The organism is Streptomyces sp. NPDC085944, assembly GCF_040686295.1.
GTDB classification, from domain to species: Bacteria; Actinomycetota; Actinomycetes; order Streptomycetales; family Streptomycetaceae; genus Streptomyces; species Streptomyces salinarius.
The window spans coordinates 21,937-36,855 of record NZ_JBFBJX010000033.1; the positions used below are offsets into that span (position 1 = coordinate 21,937).

General features: G+C 73.5%; 15 protein-coding genes. 8 read left to right on the forward strand and 7 right to left on the reverse strand.

Annotated elements, in window-relative coordinates; genetic code table 11:
- Positions 1-21: 21 nt before the first annotated feature.
- The 4 genes from redM to AB0P07_RS35355 all read right to left on the reverse strand — a co-directional run bounded on the left by redM (position 22) and on the right by AB0P07_RS35355 (position 4,988).
- Positions 22-1,620 carry an L-proline--[L-prolyl-carrier protein] ligase RedM gene (redM, locus tag AB0P07_RS35340; RefSeq protein ID WP_365558178.1) on the reverse strand — a complete coding sequence of 533 codons (1,599 nt, stop codon included), beginning with the start codon at positions 1,618-1,620 and terminating at the stop codon, positions 22-24.
- A gap of 115 nt (positions 1,621-1,735) precedes the next feature.
- Entirely contained in the window at positions 1,736-3,649 is a 1,914-nt protein-coding gene (locus AB0P07_RS35345) for an aminotransferase class I/II-fold pyridoxal phosphate-dependent enzyme (protein ID WP_365558182.1), read from the reverse strand.
- The gene (locus AB0P07_RS35350; protein WP_134651154.1) at positions 3,646-3,909 is read right to left on the reverse strand and encodes an acyl carrier protein; all 264 of its coding nucleotides are present in this window, start codon (positions 3,907-3,909) and stop codon (positions 3,646-3,648) included. Before AB0P07_RS35350 ends, AB0P07_RS35345 begins: the two co-directional genes overlap by 4 nt.
- 71 nt (positions 3,910-3,980) lie before the next feature.
- Positions 3,981-4,988, reverse strand: coding sequence for a beta-ketoacyl-ACP synthase III (locus AB0P07_RS35355; protein WP_365558185.1), 1,008 nt, complete (start codon positions 4,986-4,988; stop codon positions 3,981-3,983).
- 372 nt (positions 4,989-5,360) lie between these two features.
- On the opposite strand from AB0P07_RS35355, the gene AB0P07_RS35360 reads away from it, so the two are divergent.
- The 7 genes from AB0P07_RS35360 to AB0P07_RS35390 all read left to right on the forward strand — a co-directional run bounded on the left by AB0P07_RS35360 (position 5,361) and on the right by AB0P07_RS35390 (position 11,227).
- The gene (locus AB0P07_RS35360; RefSeq protein WP_365558187.1) at positions 5,361-5,606 is read left to right on the forward strand and encodes a phosphopantetheine-binding protein; all 246 of its coding nucleotides are present in this window, start codon (positions 5,361-5,363) and stop codon (positions 5,604-5,606) included.
- Positions 5,603-6,826, forward strand: coding sequence for a beta-ketoacyl-[acyl-carrier-protein] synthase family protein (locus AB0P07_RS35365; RefSeq protein WP_365558190.1), 1,224 nt, complete (start codon positions 5,603-5,605; stop codon positions 6,824-6,826). The genes AB0P07_RS35360 and AB0P07_RS35365 overlap by 4 nt, the downstream gene beginning before the upstream one ends.
- Positions 6,827-6,958: 132 nt before the next feature.
- A complete protein-coding gene (locus tag AB0P07_RS35370; RefSeq protein WP_365558192.1) occupies positions 6,959-7,399 on the forward strand; it encodes a DUF6041 domain-containing protein in 441 nt (146 codons plus the stop codon).
- 7 nt (positions 7,400-7,406) lie between these two features.
- Positions 7,407-8,297 (forward strand): DUF6206 family protein, encoded by an 891-nt coding sequence (locus AB0P07_RS35375; RefSeq protein ID WP_365558195.1) that lies wholly within the window; start codon positions 7,407-7,409, stop codon positions 8,295-8,297.
- Positions 8,284-9,081: a 4'-phosphopantetheinyl transferase superfamily protein gene (locus tag AB0P07_RS35380; RefSeq protein ID WP_365558198.1), complete on the forward strand. Its 798-nt coding sequence runs from the start codon at positions 8,284-8,286 to the stop codon at positions 9,079-9,081. Before AB0P07_RS35375 ends, AB0P07_RS35380 begins: the two co-directional genes overlap by 14 nt.
- Before the next feature lie 27 nt (positions 9,082-9,108).
- On the forward strand, positions 9,109-10,317 hold the full coding sequence (locus AB0P07_RS35385) for a RedV protein (protein ID WP_365558202.1): 1,209 nt from the start codon (positions 9,109-9,111) through the stop codon (positions 10,315-10,317).
- Between the two features lie 256 nt (positions 10,318-10,573).
- Entirely contained in the window at positions 10,574-11,227 is a 654-nt protein-coding gene (locus AB0P07_RS35390; protein ID WP_365558204.1) for a response regulator transcription factor, read from the forward strand.
- 78 nt (positions 11,228-11,305) lie between these two features.
- Here the strand turns inward: AB0P07_RS35390 and AB0P07_RS35395 are convergent, their stop codons facing one another.
- From AB0P07_RS35395 to AB0P07_RS35405, 3 genes are read right to left on the reverse strand one after another with little or no spacing between them, the layout of a single operon-like run.
- Positions 11,306-11,626 (reverse strand): RedY protein, encoded by a 321-nt coding sequence (locus AB0P07_RS35395; RefSeq protein ID WP_365558207.1) that lies wholly within the window; start codon positions 11,624-11,626, stop codon positions 11,306-11,308.
- Between the two features lie 25 nt (positions 11,627-11,651).
- The gene (gene redW / locus AB0P07_RS35400; RefSeq protein WP_365558210.1) at positions 11,652-12,827 is read right to left on the reverse strand and encodes an L-prolyl-[peptidyl-carrier protein] dehydrogenase; all 1,176 of its coding nucleotides are present in this window, start codon (positions 12,825-12,827) and stop codon (positions 11,652-11,654) included.
- On the reverse strand, positions 12,824-14,233 hold the full coding sequence (locus AB0P07_RS35405) for a polyketide synthase (RefSeq protein WP_365558213.1): 1,410 nt from the start codon (positions 14,231-14,233) through the stop codon (positions 12,824-12,826). Before AB0P07_RS35405 ends, redW begins: the two co-directional genes overlap by 4 nt.
- 75 nt (positions 14,234-14,308) lie before the next feature.
- On the opposite strand from AB0P07_RS35405, the gene AB0P07_RS35410 reads away from it, so the two are divergent.
- Positions 14,309-14,919: hypothetical protein (locus AB0P07_RS35410; protein ID WP_365558216.1), on the forward strand; the 611-nt coding region annotated here is incomplete at its 3' end.

Here is a 14,919-nt window from a genome sequence, read left to right on the forward strand (position 1 = left end):
CTCCATGGATCGCCGGGCCACTTAGCGGGCCGTTCCGAGCGGTGCCTCGGCGCGGGGGGCCGCGTCGACGCCGAGTCGGCGGTAGTCGGTCTTGCCGTTGGGGTTGAGGGGCATCCGGTCCAGGCGGACGGCGCTGTGCGGGACCATGTAGGTCGGCAGGTGCCGTGCGCAGTGCCGCTTGAGCTCCACCAGGCCGATCCGGTCGGCGCCCTCGCTCAGGGTGTAGTAGAGCCTGAGCCGGGCCCGGGGGCCGGAGCCGTCGACCAGGACGGCGGCGTCGGCGATGCCCGGGTGGCGCAGCGCGGCGGCCTCGATCTCGCCCAGCTCGATCCGGTAGCCGGAGAGCTTCACCATGCGGTCCTTGCGCCCGCGGTAGACGAGCCGCCCGTCCTCCTCGTAGCTGACCAGGTCGCCGGTGGGGTGCACGCCCCGGCAGTGGACGCTGGAGACGGGTTCCTCGGCGCGCCGCCAGTAGCCGGGGGTCACGCACACGCCGGACACGTGGAGTTCGCCGATGGCGCCGGGCTCGCGGACGGTGCGGCCGGCGTCGTCGACGACGGTGGTCCCGGCGCCGGTGATCGGCAGCCCGATCGGTACCGGGGTGGCCCGGTGCAGGTCCTCGGGGCGGACCCGGTGGTAGGTGCAGACGTTGGTCTCGGTGGGGCCGTAGAGGTTGTAGAGGGGGGTGCCGGCGGGGAGCAGTTCGCTGAGCGCGCGCAGTTGCGGGACGGGGAAGACCTCGCCGGCGAACAGGACGTAGCGCAGGCTCGCGGCGTGTTCGGGGGTGAGCGCGGCGGAGGCGGTCAGCAGGTGCAGGACCGACGGGACGGAGTACCAGACGGTGACCCGGTGCCGGCGGATGCCCTCGGCCAGGGCGGTCACGTCCTTGGTCGCCGCGTCGGGGACGATCCACAGCGCGGCGCCGCAGGACAGCGCGGTGAACAGGTCGAAGGTGCTCAGGTCGAAGTTGAAGGAGGCGTGGCCGGCGAACACGTCGTCGGGTCCGACGTCCAGTTCGCTGCGGGCCCACGCCACGAAGTTGGCCAGTGCGCCGTGCGAGATCTGCACGCCCTTGGGGGTGCCGGTGGACCCGGAGGTGTAGAGGACGGCGGCGAGGTCGCCGGAGGTGAGGGAGGGCAGGAGCGTGACCCCGCCCGCGCGGCCTTGCTCCCAGCTCTCCCAGGTGGCGACCGGGGTGCCGCCCACGGCGGAGGGCAGCCCGTCGCCGACGGCCACGACCGTGGTGACGGAGTCCGGCAGGTCGTCGTCGCCGAGCAGGGCGGCGTGGTCCGCGTCGGTGAACAGGACGACGGGTTCGGCGTCCGCCAGGATGGTCCGCACCCTGCTCACCGGCTGGCCGCCGTCCAGGGGCACATAGGCGCACCCGGCCTCCAGGGCGGCGACGATCGCCTCGGCGTAGCGCGGCTGCTTGTCCATCCAGATCGCGATCCGGTCGCCGACGCGCGCCCCGAGGCTGAGCAGATGGGCGGCCACGGCCTCGACCCGGGCGGTGAACTCCCCGTACGTCAGGGGGTCGGAGCCGACGAAGGCGGGCCGGGCGGCGTGCCGCGCGGACGCGGCCCTGGGCAGGCGTATCACGGAGGGAGTGGTGGCGCTCATGGGGTGTGGGCCCTTCTCCTTGACGTGCGTGGGTGGCTCGGGGCCCGGGCCCCGCCCGGCAGGGAGGGGGCCTGCCGGGCGGGGGCCGGACGTGCGGGGCGGACGGAGACGGCCGCTACGGGGTGCCGGGCAGCACCCCGGTCTCGCGGGCTGCTTCGACGAAGATCCCGGCGGCCTCGTCCAGGTCCTGCGGGGTGTGCTCGCAGGTGACGCTGACCCGCAGCCGGGCGTCGCCGAGGGGGACGCCGGGGTAGACCACGGTCTGGCAGAACAGGCCGCGGGCGCGTACCGCCCGGCCCATCTCCATGGCGCGGCGTTCGTCGCCGATGACGATGGGCAGGATCGCGCTCTCGGAGTGCTCCAGGTCGAACCCGGCCTCCAGCAGCCGGTCGCGCAGCGTGCCGATGTTGGTCCACAGCCGCTTGAGGCGTTCGGGCTCGGCCTCGATGACGTCGATGGCGGCGATCAGCCCGGCGGCGACCCCGGCGGGGATGTTCGCGGCGAAGACGTAGGAGTTGGAGTAGTAGCGCAGGTACTCGACGACCTCCTCCTCGCCGACGACGAACCCGCCCATGCCGGCCAGGGTCTTGCTCATGGTGCCCAGCTCCAGGTCGACCTCGCCCTTGAGGCCGAAGTGCTCGGCGGTGCCGGAGCCGCGGACGCCGAGTACGCCGGTGGCGTGCGCGTCGTCGATCATGACGCGGGCGTCGTACTCCTTGGCCAGGCGGACGATCTCGGGCAGGTCGCACACGTCGCCGTGCATGCTGAAGACGCCGTCGGCGACGATCAGCCTGCCGCCGGTGCCCTCCGCGGCGCTGCGGCTGAGGATCCGCTCCAGGTCGGCCATGTCGTTGTGCCGGTAGATCTTGCGCACGGCGCCGGAGAGCCGGGCGCCGTCGACGATGCTCATGTGGTTGAGGCGGTCGACGACGAGGGTGTCGTAGCTCTTGACCAGGGCCGAGATGGCGCCGAGGTTCGCGGAGTAGCCACCGGGATAGACGATGCAGGCGGGCCGCTGCTTGAAGGCCGCCAGCCTGCGCTCCAGTTCCTTGTGCAGCATGTTGGTGCCGCCGATGAACCGGGAGCCGGTGTGGGTGGCGCCGTAGGTGCGGGTGGCGTCGCAGACGGCCTCGATGACACTGGGGTGGTTGGCGAGACCGAGGTAGTTGTTGGAGGCGAACATGAGGAACTCGCGCTTGCGGCCCTCCAGTTCGTCGAAGATGACGGCGCGGTTCCCGCACTGCGAGTGCAGCGGCATGCCGTACCAGTACAGGCGGTCCTTCTCGCGGGAGCGCAGGTAGCCGGCGAAGCTGCGGGTCTTGGCGAACAGGTCGGGGTCGCGCTGCTCGGTGAAGTCCTTCATGGAGCGGTGGTCCCAGCCGTCCCCCTGGGCTCCGGGTGCCGAGCCGGGGGTCTGCCGCGGCTGGTCCGGGCCCGCGCCGTCGGCGGCGTCCGGGCCCGCGCCGGTGGCCGTGTCCCGGGCGGCGGTGTCGCAGGCGCGCAGTGCGTCGGCCAGGGTGCGCAGGGTCGTGGCGCCGGCGAGGTCCGGGTCCGCCCCGGTGAGCCCGAGCCGCTCGGTGGCCTCGGCGACGACGGAGGTCAGGACGACCGAGTCGACGCCCAGCTCGCCCTCCAGGTCGGCGTCGAGAGCGAGCTGGTGGCGCTGGTACTGGGTCTGCCGCATGGCGGCGGCGACCACGGCCTCGGTGACGGGGTCGTCCGCTCCCCCGTCGGCGGGCGGGGCCCCGGCGGTGGCGGACGCGTCGGCGTCGGCCAGCGCGGTCCGTACGGCGTCGACGAGTTCGCCGATGGTCGCCGAGCCGGCCGGCAGCTCGGTGGTGAGGGCGAAGTGCTCGCGGACGGAGGCCAGGACGGACTCCATGATGACCGAGTCGATGCCGAGGTCGGCCTCGAAGTGGCTCTCCGGCCGCAGGTGGGCGACGTCGTAGAGGGTGCGGGCGGCGATGACCTCCACGACGCCGTCGCGGATGCGCGCGGTCTCCGGGTGGGTGTCCACGGGGTTCGTCATGCTGCGCTGCCCCCCTCGGTCTGCCGGAGCCGGTCGACCAGGGCGCAGATCGCGTTGACGGACCGGAAGTTCTGCGGGGTGACCTCGGGCAGGGGCACCGTGACGCGGAACTCGCCCTGCAGGTAGTGGACGAGGTCGAAGATGGCGGCGGAATCGATGATGTTGAGTTCCGCGATGGGGGTTTCCGGCTCCAGGCCTTCGGCGTCGCCGCCCATCCAGGCGTCGGCGATGTAGTCGGTGATCAGTTTCCGAGGAGTCATGGTCGTCCTTGGTTCATCGGTCGTCTGCACGCGCTGGGACCGGGCCCCGCTCCGGGGCCGGCCCGCCGCCCTCAGACCGGATCGATGGCGGGCCAGGTCAGTGCGGCGGCGCCCCAGGTGAGTCCGCCGCCGAACGCGGTGAGCAGGATCCGGTCGCCGGGCCGGATGGTGCCCTGGGCGTGCGCGTGGTCGAGCGCGAGGGGGATGGAGGCGGCCGCCGTGTTGCCCACCTCGGCGATGTTGCCGACGCTGCGCTGCCGGGGGATGCCGATCTCGTCGGCCAGTCGTGCGGTGATGCGGTGGTTGGCCTGGTGGCTGACCAGCCAGTCCACGTCCTCCAGCCGCCAGCCGGCCCGGTCCAGCACGCTCGCCGCGCACTCGCCCATGCGCTGGACGGCGAGCCAGAAGACCCGCTTGCCCTCCATGGTGAAGTAGCGGTCGGCGGAGTCGGCCGGTACCGTCTCGCCCGGCCGCGGCGGGCCGCCGGCCGGCACGGTGATCAGGTCCGCGCCGGTGCCGTCGCTGCCCAGCCGCAGCGGGCCGAGGGCACCGGCCTCGCCCGCCTCGCCGGCCCGCAGGACGACGGCTCCCGCGCCGTCACCGAAGATCACCGAGGTGGACCGGTCCTCGGGGTTGAGGATCCGGGAGAACGTCTCCGCGCCGATGACGAGGACCCGCTCCGCCGCTTTGGAAGCGATCAGACCGGAGCCCGCGGCGAGCCCGTAGAGGAACCCGGAGCACACCGCGGCCACGTCGAACGCCGTGATCGGGCCGGCCCCCAGCCGGGCCGCCACCGTCGGCGCGGTCGCCGGGCAGGGCCGGTCCGGGGTGGTGGTGGCCACGATGACCGCGTCGATCGCGTCCGGGGTCAGACGCGCGGACTTCAGCGCCCGCTCGGCGGCGCCCACCGCCAGGTCGGAGGTGTGGGTGCCGTCCTCGGCGACGTAGCGCTGCGCGATGCCCGTCCGCGCCCGGATCCAGGCGTCCGAGGTGTCCATGGTCCGTTCCAGCTCGGCGTTGGTGACGCACCGGGACGGCAGACAGGAGCCGATGCCGGCGACCACGGACGCCCGGCTCACCGTGCACCGCCCACGGAGCGGCTCCGGTGAGCGGTCTGCCGGCACGTGCGGCGACGGAGACGGGAAACCACGTGTGTGCTCCTCGCGTGTTGGACGGTTTACCGGCCGGTCGGTGCGGGGAGTAACCCGTGCACCCCGGCCGTCCCGAGTCTGGCCGGGTCCCCTGACCGGGCGCTGACGTCCCGCTGACCGCGACTCCCGCCCGGCAGGCGCACCGCCAGGGGGTCAGCGAGCCGTCAGCGAGCCGTCAGCGCACCGCCCCAGACTTGCCGCAGCGTCGCATCGCCGCCGCACGCCGCCCGCGCACCACCCCGTCGGCGGGCCGGGGCGGCGTGCGGCGACCGATCCACCCAGGAAAGGCGGACCACACTGATGAGCACCACCTACGACAGGCTCGTTGATCTGCTGGTCGACGGTTTCGCGGTGGACCGCGCTGCGATCCGTCCGGACGTGACCTTCGAAGAACTGGAGATGGACTCGCTGTTCCTCGTGGAACTGCTTCTCGTCATCCAGTCCGAGTTCGGTGTGAAGATCAACGAGGACGCCGCGGTCCCGACCGACACCATCTCCCACGCGGTGGCGCTGGTCGACAGCGAGATAGCGGCCACGGCGTCATGACCGACCGCTCCGTTGCCGTGACCGGACTCGGTCTGGTGACCGCGGCCGGACTGGGCGTCGACGCCACCTGGGAGGGGGTGTTGCGCGGGGGGTCGGCGGGAGCCAAGGACGACCGGCTCGCCGGACTGCCCGTGGACATCGCCTGCGCGGTGCCGGGCCTGGACCCGGCGCGCCACGTCGACCGGCGCAGCAGGCTGGTCCACGACCGCTTCGTGCAGCTGGCGATCGTGGCCGCCCGGGAGGCCGTGGCCGACGCCGGCCTCGATCCGCAGACCTGGGACGGCGCCCGGGTGGGCGTGGTCGTGGGCTGCGGGCTGGGCGGCGTGTCGACGTGGGAGACCCAGCACCGGCGGCTGCTGGAGCGCGGGCCCGAGGCGGTCTCCGCGCTGCTGGTGCCGATGCTGGTGCCCAACATGGCGGCCGGGCACCTCGCGATGGACCTGCGGGCCCTCGGCCCCAACCTGGTGACCGCGACCGCCTGCGCCTCGGGCGGCACCGCGCTCGGCACCGCCGCCCGGCTGCTCCAGGACGGGACGTGCGACATCGTCGTGGCCGGTGGCAGCGAGGCGGGGGTCAGCCCGCTCATGGTCACGGGCTTCGCGCAGATGGGCGCGCTGTCCCGCAGGATCGAGGAGCCGGCCGCGGCGTCCCGGCCCTTCGACGCCGACCGGGACGGCTTCGTCATCGGCGAGGGCAGCGGCATGCTCGTCCTGGAGCGGCCGGCGGACGCCGAGGCGCGCGGCGCCACGGTCCGCGCCCGGCTCGTGGGTCACGGCGCTTCGGCCGACGCCCACCACGTCACCGCGCCCGATCCCGAGGGCGCCGGCGCGCAGCGGGCGATGGAGGCGGCCCTGGCCCAGGCGGGCGTCACCGGCCGCGACATCGACCACGTGAACGCGCACGGCACCTCGACGCCGCTCAACGACGCGGTGGAGGCCGCGGTGCTGGGCCGGCTGCTGGGCGACGGGGCGACCGTCACCTCGGCCAAGGGTGTCCTCGGGCACACGCTGGGCGCCGCCGGTGCCATCGAGGCGGCGCTGACCGTGCTGTCCGTCGAGCGCTCCACCGTCCCGCCGACCGCGAACCTCCGGCGGCAGGACCCCGCCGTCGACCTGGACGTGGTCGCCGGCGCCCCGCGGGAGCAGAAGGTGGAGCTGGCGATGAGCAACTCCTTCGGCTTCGGCGGGCAGAACGCGGTCCTGGTCTTCGCCTCCCCGTAGCGCCCGCCCGGGGCCTCCCGGCGGCCTCTCCGGCCGCCTTCCCGAACCCGGTGCCCGAAGCCCGTACCGAACCCCGTCACCAGCGTCCCCCGTTCGGGGCGCCCCTCGTCGACCTCCGGAAGAAGCTCTCCCGTGACCGGACGAAACCTGATCCTCCAGCGCATCGTCGGCGCCCTCTACATCCTTGCGGGAATTGGCAAGTTCTTCCCGCAACTGGAGTCGGTGGAGGGGCGCCTGGACGACGCCTCGGAAGCCAACCAAGGAACCGTGACCTCCGGCTTCGTGGACTGGCTGGACAGCCACCCCACCGGCGTCATGTGGTTCGTCGCCGTCGCGATGGTCGCGGCGGGCGTGGCGCTGCTGTGGAACCGCCGGGGCCTGGTGGTCGCGGCGCTGTACGGCCAGTTGCTGATGCTGGTGATGTTCGTGATAATCCTGGTGAGCAGTGTCCCGCAGATCCTGGTGCTGGACGCCGCGTTCTTCGCCGCCGCGATCTACCTCCTGTACCGGTACCACTCGTCGCCGGGCGGGCGCGTCGCCGCGCCGTCCGGCCCGTCCCGGGAAGCCCGGTGACCCGGCCATGACCTTCTCCGTACCCTTCGACGCGCTCGACGCCCTGGAGGACGAGGTCACGCGGGCGCTGCGGACCACCGACGACCGGGCCCTGACCATCCTCGGCTACGGGGAGGTGACGCTGGTGCTGCGCCTGGAGACCGACGCGGGCGCGTTCGCGTGCAAGCGGCTGCCGGTCTTCCCGTCCCCGGAGCGGCTGGACCGGCACTCGGCGCTGGTCGACGACTACGTCACCCGGCTGGACAAGGGCGGCATCGCGGTCGCCGAGACCCGTATGTGGCACCGGCGGCTGCGGGGCGGCCGGGCCGTCGCCTACTGCGTCCAGGAGGCGCTGCCCGAGGAGCGGTTGTGCTCGCGCCTGCTGCACACGGCCGGCGAGGGCTGGTGCGAGGGGTTCTTCGAGCGGTTCCTCGACCGCGTCGAGGCGACCGTCACGCCCCGGCTGGGGCTGGACGGGCAGGCGTCCAACTGGATCGATGTCGACGGCGAGTTGGTCTACCTCGACGTGACGACCCCGCTGATGCGCGACGAGCGCGAGCGGGAACTCCTCGACGTGCCGCTGTTCTTCACCTCCCTGCCGTGGCTGCTGCGGGACGTGGTGCGGCTGGCGATGACGAAGTCGATCTTCGACAAGTTCTACACGCCGCGCGGAGTGGTCCTCGACTTCCTCGGCAACCTGCACAAGGAGCGGCTGGAGCGGCTCGTCCCCCGCTTCCTCGAGCAGGCCAACGCCCGCCTGGACCGGCCGCTGGACGCCGAGGAGGTCAGGGCCTACTACCGTGACGACGCGCGGATGTGGGAGCTGATCCAGCGGCTGCGCAAGGCGGACCGCTTCGTCCACAACAAGGTGCTGCACCGCCCCTACCCGTTCCTGCTGCCCCGTCATGTCGCCCGGTGAGACCGCGACGGCACGCGCGGCGGACGGCCTCGCGGACCAGGTGGTGCTGGACGTGTCCCGGCCGCTGCGAGTCACGCACCTGACGCCGGCGTCCCGGCGGCTCACCCTCGCCGTGGTGTCCATCGGCTGGCTGCGCGGGCGGAGCCAGGAGGCCCTCGCCGAGCTTCGCGCGCGGTACCTGACGCCCGCCGAGGCGGAGCGCGCCGCGACGCTGCGTGCGCCCCGCCGCAGGCACGAGTGGCTGGCCGGCCGGCTCGCGCTGAAGCACGCCGTCAGCGCGCACGGCCGCCGGCACTGGGGTGTGGACCGGGCGCCCGGCACCGTGGAGGTGCGCACCGTGGTCGGGGGCATCCAGGCGGGAAGGCCGGTGGTGGACGCGCCGGTCGAGGTGGGTCTGACGCACTCGGGGGACTTCGCGGTCGCGGTGTGCGGACCGCACGCGATCGGCGTCGACCTGGAGTACGACCGGCCGATGCCGCCGACCCTGGCCGGCTTGCTCGACCGGGAGTGCGACCCGCGGGCGCCGTCACCGGACGCCCGACGGCTGGCGGCCATGCCGACGGCGCTGCGCTGGACGTGCAAGGAGGCCGTACTCAAGTACTACGGCTTCGGACTGCGGGTCGACGCCCGTGAGGTGGCACTGACCGGCTGGCTGCCGGACGGCCGCTTCACCTGGCGGCCCGGGGGCGGGCTGCTGCGTCACGCCCCCACCGCCGAGACGCGGCGGCCGACGGGATGGGCCGGCGCCGTCCACGGCCACCACCTGGCCCTCGTGGGGCGATGAGCCCGGCCTTTCGAAGAGGAGATCGTCATGACCCCCCGCAGCACGGACCACGCCGCCGCGCCGGTGTCCACGTTCGCACAGGCGCTTGAGGCGGCGGCGGGAACGGCGGCGCTGAGCCCCTCCTCGCACAACTGCCAGCCGTGGGGCCTCGCCCGTGCCACGACCGCGGCGGCGCGCCGGGCGGCGGCGGACCTGACCGGCCGGGACGCGGACGAGTACCTGGTCCTGGCCCTGGACCGGAAGCGGGAACTGACCGCGCTGGCCGCCCACGCCGTCGAGATGGAGGTGAGCTGCGGCATCTACTGGCGGATCCTGCTGCGCACCCTGGCGGCCCAGGGCTGGACGGCCGCCGCGGTGCGCGTCCTGGACGGGGACGGCGGGTCCGGGAGCGGGGACGAGACGGTGTCCGGGAGCGGGTCCGGCTCTGGTGTTCCGGCCGGTGCCGGGTGGCCGGCGGCGTGGACGCCCCTGTGCGTGGTGGCGCTGCGTCCCGGGGCGCCGTCCGCGGAGCGGCTGGAGGACCTGCGCGAGACCGCGCTGGCTCGCCGCACCCACCGCGGGCCGTACCGGCCGGCGCCGGTCTCCGCCGAGCTGCTGCGCGACCTGGCGGAGAACGGCTCGCCGGAGGGCGAGAAGGACGCGGTCCGCCTGCGGCATCTGACCGACCGGCGGGACCTGCGCGCGTTCGCGGTGTTCGTCGCCCGGCACGCGGGCCTCGACTTCGGGCACCGTGCCGCCTGGCGGGAGACCCACTCCTTCCTGCGCCGGGATCTCGCGGACGCCGCCGCGCGGGGGGACGGGTTCACGCTGGAGCAGTTGTTCGGGCCCATGTCCCGGCCGCGCCGGGCCGCGATGCGCCGTGCGCTGGCGCCGGCCACCATGCACCTGCTGGGGAAGGTCGGCTACCACCGGGTACTGGCCGCCGGGCTCGCCGACATCGTGCGCCGCACTCCGGCCGTGGTGACGATGGGTTTCGCGGAGCGGACGCCCGCCCGGGCGGACCTGCTGCGCGGCGGGGCGCGACTGGCCGACTACTGGTGGCGGGCGACCCGGCACGGACTGTCCCTGCATCCCGTCAGCATCGTCGTCCAGCACGAGGACCTGCGCGTCCGGCTGGAGCGCGAGCTGTCCCTGCCCGGCGGCCGCACCTTCTTCGTGAGCCGGGTCGGTGTCGCCGGGCGTCCGGCGCCGCACTCCCACCGGCGCGCCAACGCCGCCGGGCACGTGGAGATCTGAGGCGGACAGGCACGCGACCAGCGGCATTCACAAGATTCCCGACAAGATCTTCATCGGGGTGAAACAGATTCGTATCAGGCTGTCACCCGGGCACCACAAGCCCCTCTCCAGGCGCGCACATGCGTGCTAAGTTTGGCCGCATGACGCATATCGGGGGAATCACAAAGAAAGGCGTCCGGCTCCGAGCTGTCACCGCCGGGCCCGATCCGCAGCATCTGCGCCATTCAGATCCCTCCTCACGTCCGAAAGCGCGCGCATGACGACCCGTGTCCTGGTGTGCTGCGACCGCGTCATCATGGGCGAGGGAATGCGCGCACTGCTGGAGCGGCACCATCTGAAGGTGCAGGTGGAGACCACCTTGCGTGGTTCACTCGGCACCGCGGCGGAGACCGGGCCCGACATCCTGGTCGCCGTCGCGCCCCTGGTGACGCTGGACAACATCGACAGACTGACCGAGCTGGCCCGCCTCGGCAAGACGATTCTCCTGTGCAAACCGGAGAACACCCACCGCGCATTCGAGGCACTCCGTGTCGGAGTACGCGCCGTATTGTCGGCGGAAACTTCGGTCGAAGAACTGGTGCACGTCATCAAAACCATCACCGAAGTGAACGCCATAATCGCCCCCGAAGAGGCCCAGGAGGCCTTGACGCGCTATTGGCGGAGCAAAGCTCCCAAGAATCTGCGCCCGGACCTGACTCCGCGGGAAACAGAAGTACTTATTTTATTGACCCAGGGGAAGACGAACACCGAGATGGCCGGGCACCTTTCCGTCTCGTCCACCACGGTCCGGTCGCACGTGCACCGGGTTCTGCGCAAACTGGGTGCGGCGACCCGGGCCCAGGCCGTCGCCATCGCCTACGAGTCGGGACTCCTGGGCACCTGCCCGGGCTACGGCTCTCCGACGCGCTGAGACTCCCGCGTCCGAGGGGCCGAACGGCTCGCCGCCGTCAGGCCCCTCGGGGCTCCGCCGGGCCGGCGGACCGCCGCGTCAGGGCTGTGCCGCGTAGCCCGGTTCCAAGCGTTCACCGCTCATCTCCTCGACGACCGAGGCCATCGTGTCGAATGCGGCGACCAGGCCCTGAAAGGCTTCCGATTTCATGTCCCGGGAGAATGCGTCCAGCGTGCTCACCGAGATGATCTCGAAGTAGTGGAATGGAGCGTCCCGCTCCGTGCTCACCCGCTGCACCGCGAAGGCGCGCACACTCGGCAGTCGGGGACAGGTCGCGTAGTCGACGTCCCGGACCCAGGCCTCGAAACGGGCCGGGTCCACTGCGTCGTGCAGACGAATACGGTGGATGATGACGTCCATGTCTCGCTTCTCCCTGGCTCTGCGCTCAGCGGCGGGCCGCGGGACGCCGGCGCCCCAGGCCCAGCGCTCGCGCGACGTTGTTCTTCTGGATCTCGTTGGTGCCGGAGAAGATCCGGGCGGGCAGCGCGTCCCGCAGCAGCGCCTCCGCCTCCCCGTCCAGCACGCCCAGCGCACCCCGCACCTGGACGGCGTCCAGGCCGAGTTGCACGGCGGCCTCGCTGACCGCGATCTTCGCGAGGGCCGGGCCGATCTCGTCCGCTGTGCCGTCGGCCAGTGACCGCGCCGCACGGTAGAGCATCAGCCTGGCCCCCTCGTAGCGGCCCAGCATGTCGACGATGCGGTGGCTGACCGCCTGGAACTCCCCGATCGGCGAGCCGAACTGCTCCCGGTCCCGGGCATGTTCCACCGTGGACTCCAGCACCCGGCGCATCGCCCCGAGGTAGGCCGCGAAGAGGCAGGTGCGCTCCCACTTCATCGACCCGGAGAAGATGCTCGCCCCGGCGCCCTCCACCCCCAGTACAGCCGCGGCCGGGACGGGGCAGTCGTCGAAGTGGACGTCGGCCGTCGGGGAGCCGCGCAGCCCCACCTTGTCGTACGGCTGTCCCACCGTGAGTCCCGGGGTGGACGCCTCGACCAGGAAGGTGGTCAGCCCGAAGAAGCCGCCGTTCGGGTCGGTGGCGGCCTGCACCACGAACATGTCGGCCACCGGGGCGTTGGTGATGAAGCACTTGGCACCGTTGAGGACGTAGCCGCCGTCGACGGCCCGGGCGCGGGTACGCAGACGCAGCGCGTCCGACCCGGCCTCCGGCTCGGTGATCGCGTGCGCTGCGATCCGCTCGCCCGAGGCGAGGGCGGGCAGCCATGCGGCGCGCTGCTCCTCGGTGCCGAACTCGACGATCGGCATGACGGCGGCGAACAGGTGCGCGGCGACCGAGAAGGCGAAGCCGGTGTCCGCGCAGCCGTACCCGAGCGCCTCCATCGTCGCGGCCGCGGCCACCGCGTCCAGACCGCTGCCGCCGAACTCGCCCGGCACGGTGGTGCCCACCAGGCCCTGTTTGCCGGCCAGGCGCCAGCGCCGCCGGAAGTCCTCGGGGTCGGCGAAGCGGCCGGAAGAGTCCAGCTCGCGCCGGGCGAACCGCACGACCATGTCGCGCATCTCCGCCGTCTCGGCGTCGAACCCGGCCTCGAAATCGAAGTTCATCGCGTTGCGTCCGTGCCTTCCTCGATGAGCAGGTGGTAGTTGATGCCGCCGGTTCCGAACGCGCTGACCGCGGCGCGCCGCGGCCGGTCGGGCCCCGCGGGCCAGGGCAGGGCCTCGGTGGCCACCCGTGCCGGGACGGCGTCCAGGGCGAGGTCGGGGCTGAGTTCGCTCAGGTTGACGCTGGGCGGCAGGGTCGCCTGCCGCATCGCCTGGAGTGTGCGCAGCAGTCCGGCCGCGCCGGCCGCGGCGAAGGTGTGGCCGAGGAAGGACTTGGCGGACCCGATGTGCAGCGCCGCGCCGCGCCGCCCCGTGCCGTACACCTGCGCGACGGCGGCCACCTCCACCCGGTCGCCCAGCCGGGTCCCGGTGCCATGAGCCTCCAGGTAGTCCACGTCGTCCGGACCGAAGTCCACCTGCGCGAAGGCCTGCCGCACCGCGCGGGCCTGGCCGTCGGCGTCCGGTGCGATCAGCGACTTCACGTCGTTGGACGCACCGACCGCGCGGAGCACGCCGAACACCGGGTCGCCGTCGCGCCGGGCGTCCGCCAGGCGCTTGAGCAGGAACAGCGCGCAGCCGTCGCCCGGGGTGAAACCGTCGGCCGCCGCGTCGAAGGGGGTGATCCTGCTGTGCGACAGCAGGCCCAGCGCGGAGCACAGCGCCATGTCCCGTGCGTTGCAGGGCAGTTCCACGCCCCCGGCGACGGCGTAGTCGGCGGCACCGGAGCGCAGCCGTCCCACGGCGACGTCGAGCGCCGCCAGCGAGGAGGCGCAGGCGGCCTCCACGGCCACCGGTACGGCGTCCAGGCGGTGTTCGTTGCCGATGAGGGCCGCGATGCCGCTGGCGACGCTGCCGTCGAAGGTGGTCGGCAGGTCGACCGGGCCCGGATCCGCGAACCGGTCCCGCACCAGCTTGGTCAGCGCCTCGACCTCGGCCGGCTCCAGCCGGCCGAGCACGGCGAGGGAACGGACGTCCGCCTCCAGGTCGTCCAGGCACAGGCCGGTGTGCAGCCGGCGTTCCCTGGACAGGCCCAGGTTGCTGCCCACGGCCACCGTGCCGACGCCCTTGAGCGAGTGCGGTGGGCGCCCGTGACGGGCGAACATCTCCGTCGCCACGTCGAGTGCGAGGCGCTGGGCCGCGTCCATCGCCGCGTACCGGTGCGGCGGGATGCGCAGCCCGGCGGGCGGCGCCTCCGGCACCGGGACGGGCGCGCCCAGGTCGGTGTAGCTGCGGCCGCGGGCGAGTGCGCCCGGGGCGTGGTAGAGGGTCCGGTCGAACGACTCGGCCGGCAGCGGCCCGATCCGGTCCCGCCCGGAGAGCATGGTCCGCCAGAAGCCGTCCGCGTCGGGCGAGTCGGCAAACCGCCCGCCGAAGCCGACGATCGCGACGGGCTCCCCGCCACCGCCCATCGACGACAGGGCACCGTCCCGGAACCCCGGCGACCCGACGCCACCGCGTACGGCCGCAACGGTACGCCCGCGACCGTGGAAGCCGCCCCCGCCGCCTCCCGGCCGACCGACGCCGCCCTCTCCGGGCAGACCGACGCCACCGCCCAAGGACGCGTCGACGCCACCGTGCGCGACGGCTGCCCCCTCGTCCGCGGGACTCACACCGACCGGGCCGGCAGGCGGGCCGACCGCGACACCGTCCCCCGGGCCCACCGAGCCACCGGCCTCCAGACCGACCAAGCCACCGTCCCCCGGGCCGACCGGGACACCGCCCCCCGAGCCCACCGAGCCACCGGCCTGCGAGCCGCCCAGGACACCATCCGCCCGGCCGGTCGCGACGTCGTGCCCCGGGCCGAACGAGCCACCGGCCTTCAGGCCGCCCAGGACACCATCCGCCGGGCCGACCGCGACACCGTCCCCCGAGCCCATCGAGCCACCGGCCTCCAGGCCGACCGGGACACCACCCCCCGAGCCCACCGGGCCACCGGCCTGCGAGCCGCCCAGGACACCATCCGCCCGGCCGACCGCGACACCGTCCCCCGAGCCCACCGAGCCACCGGCCTCCAGGCCGACCGGGACACCACCCCCCGAGCCCACCGGGCCACCGGCCTGCGAGCCGCCCAGGACACCATCCGCCCGGCCGACCG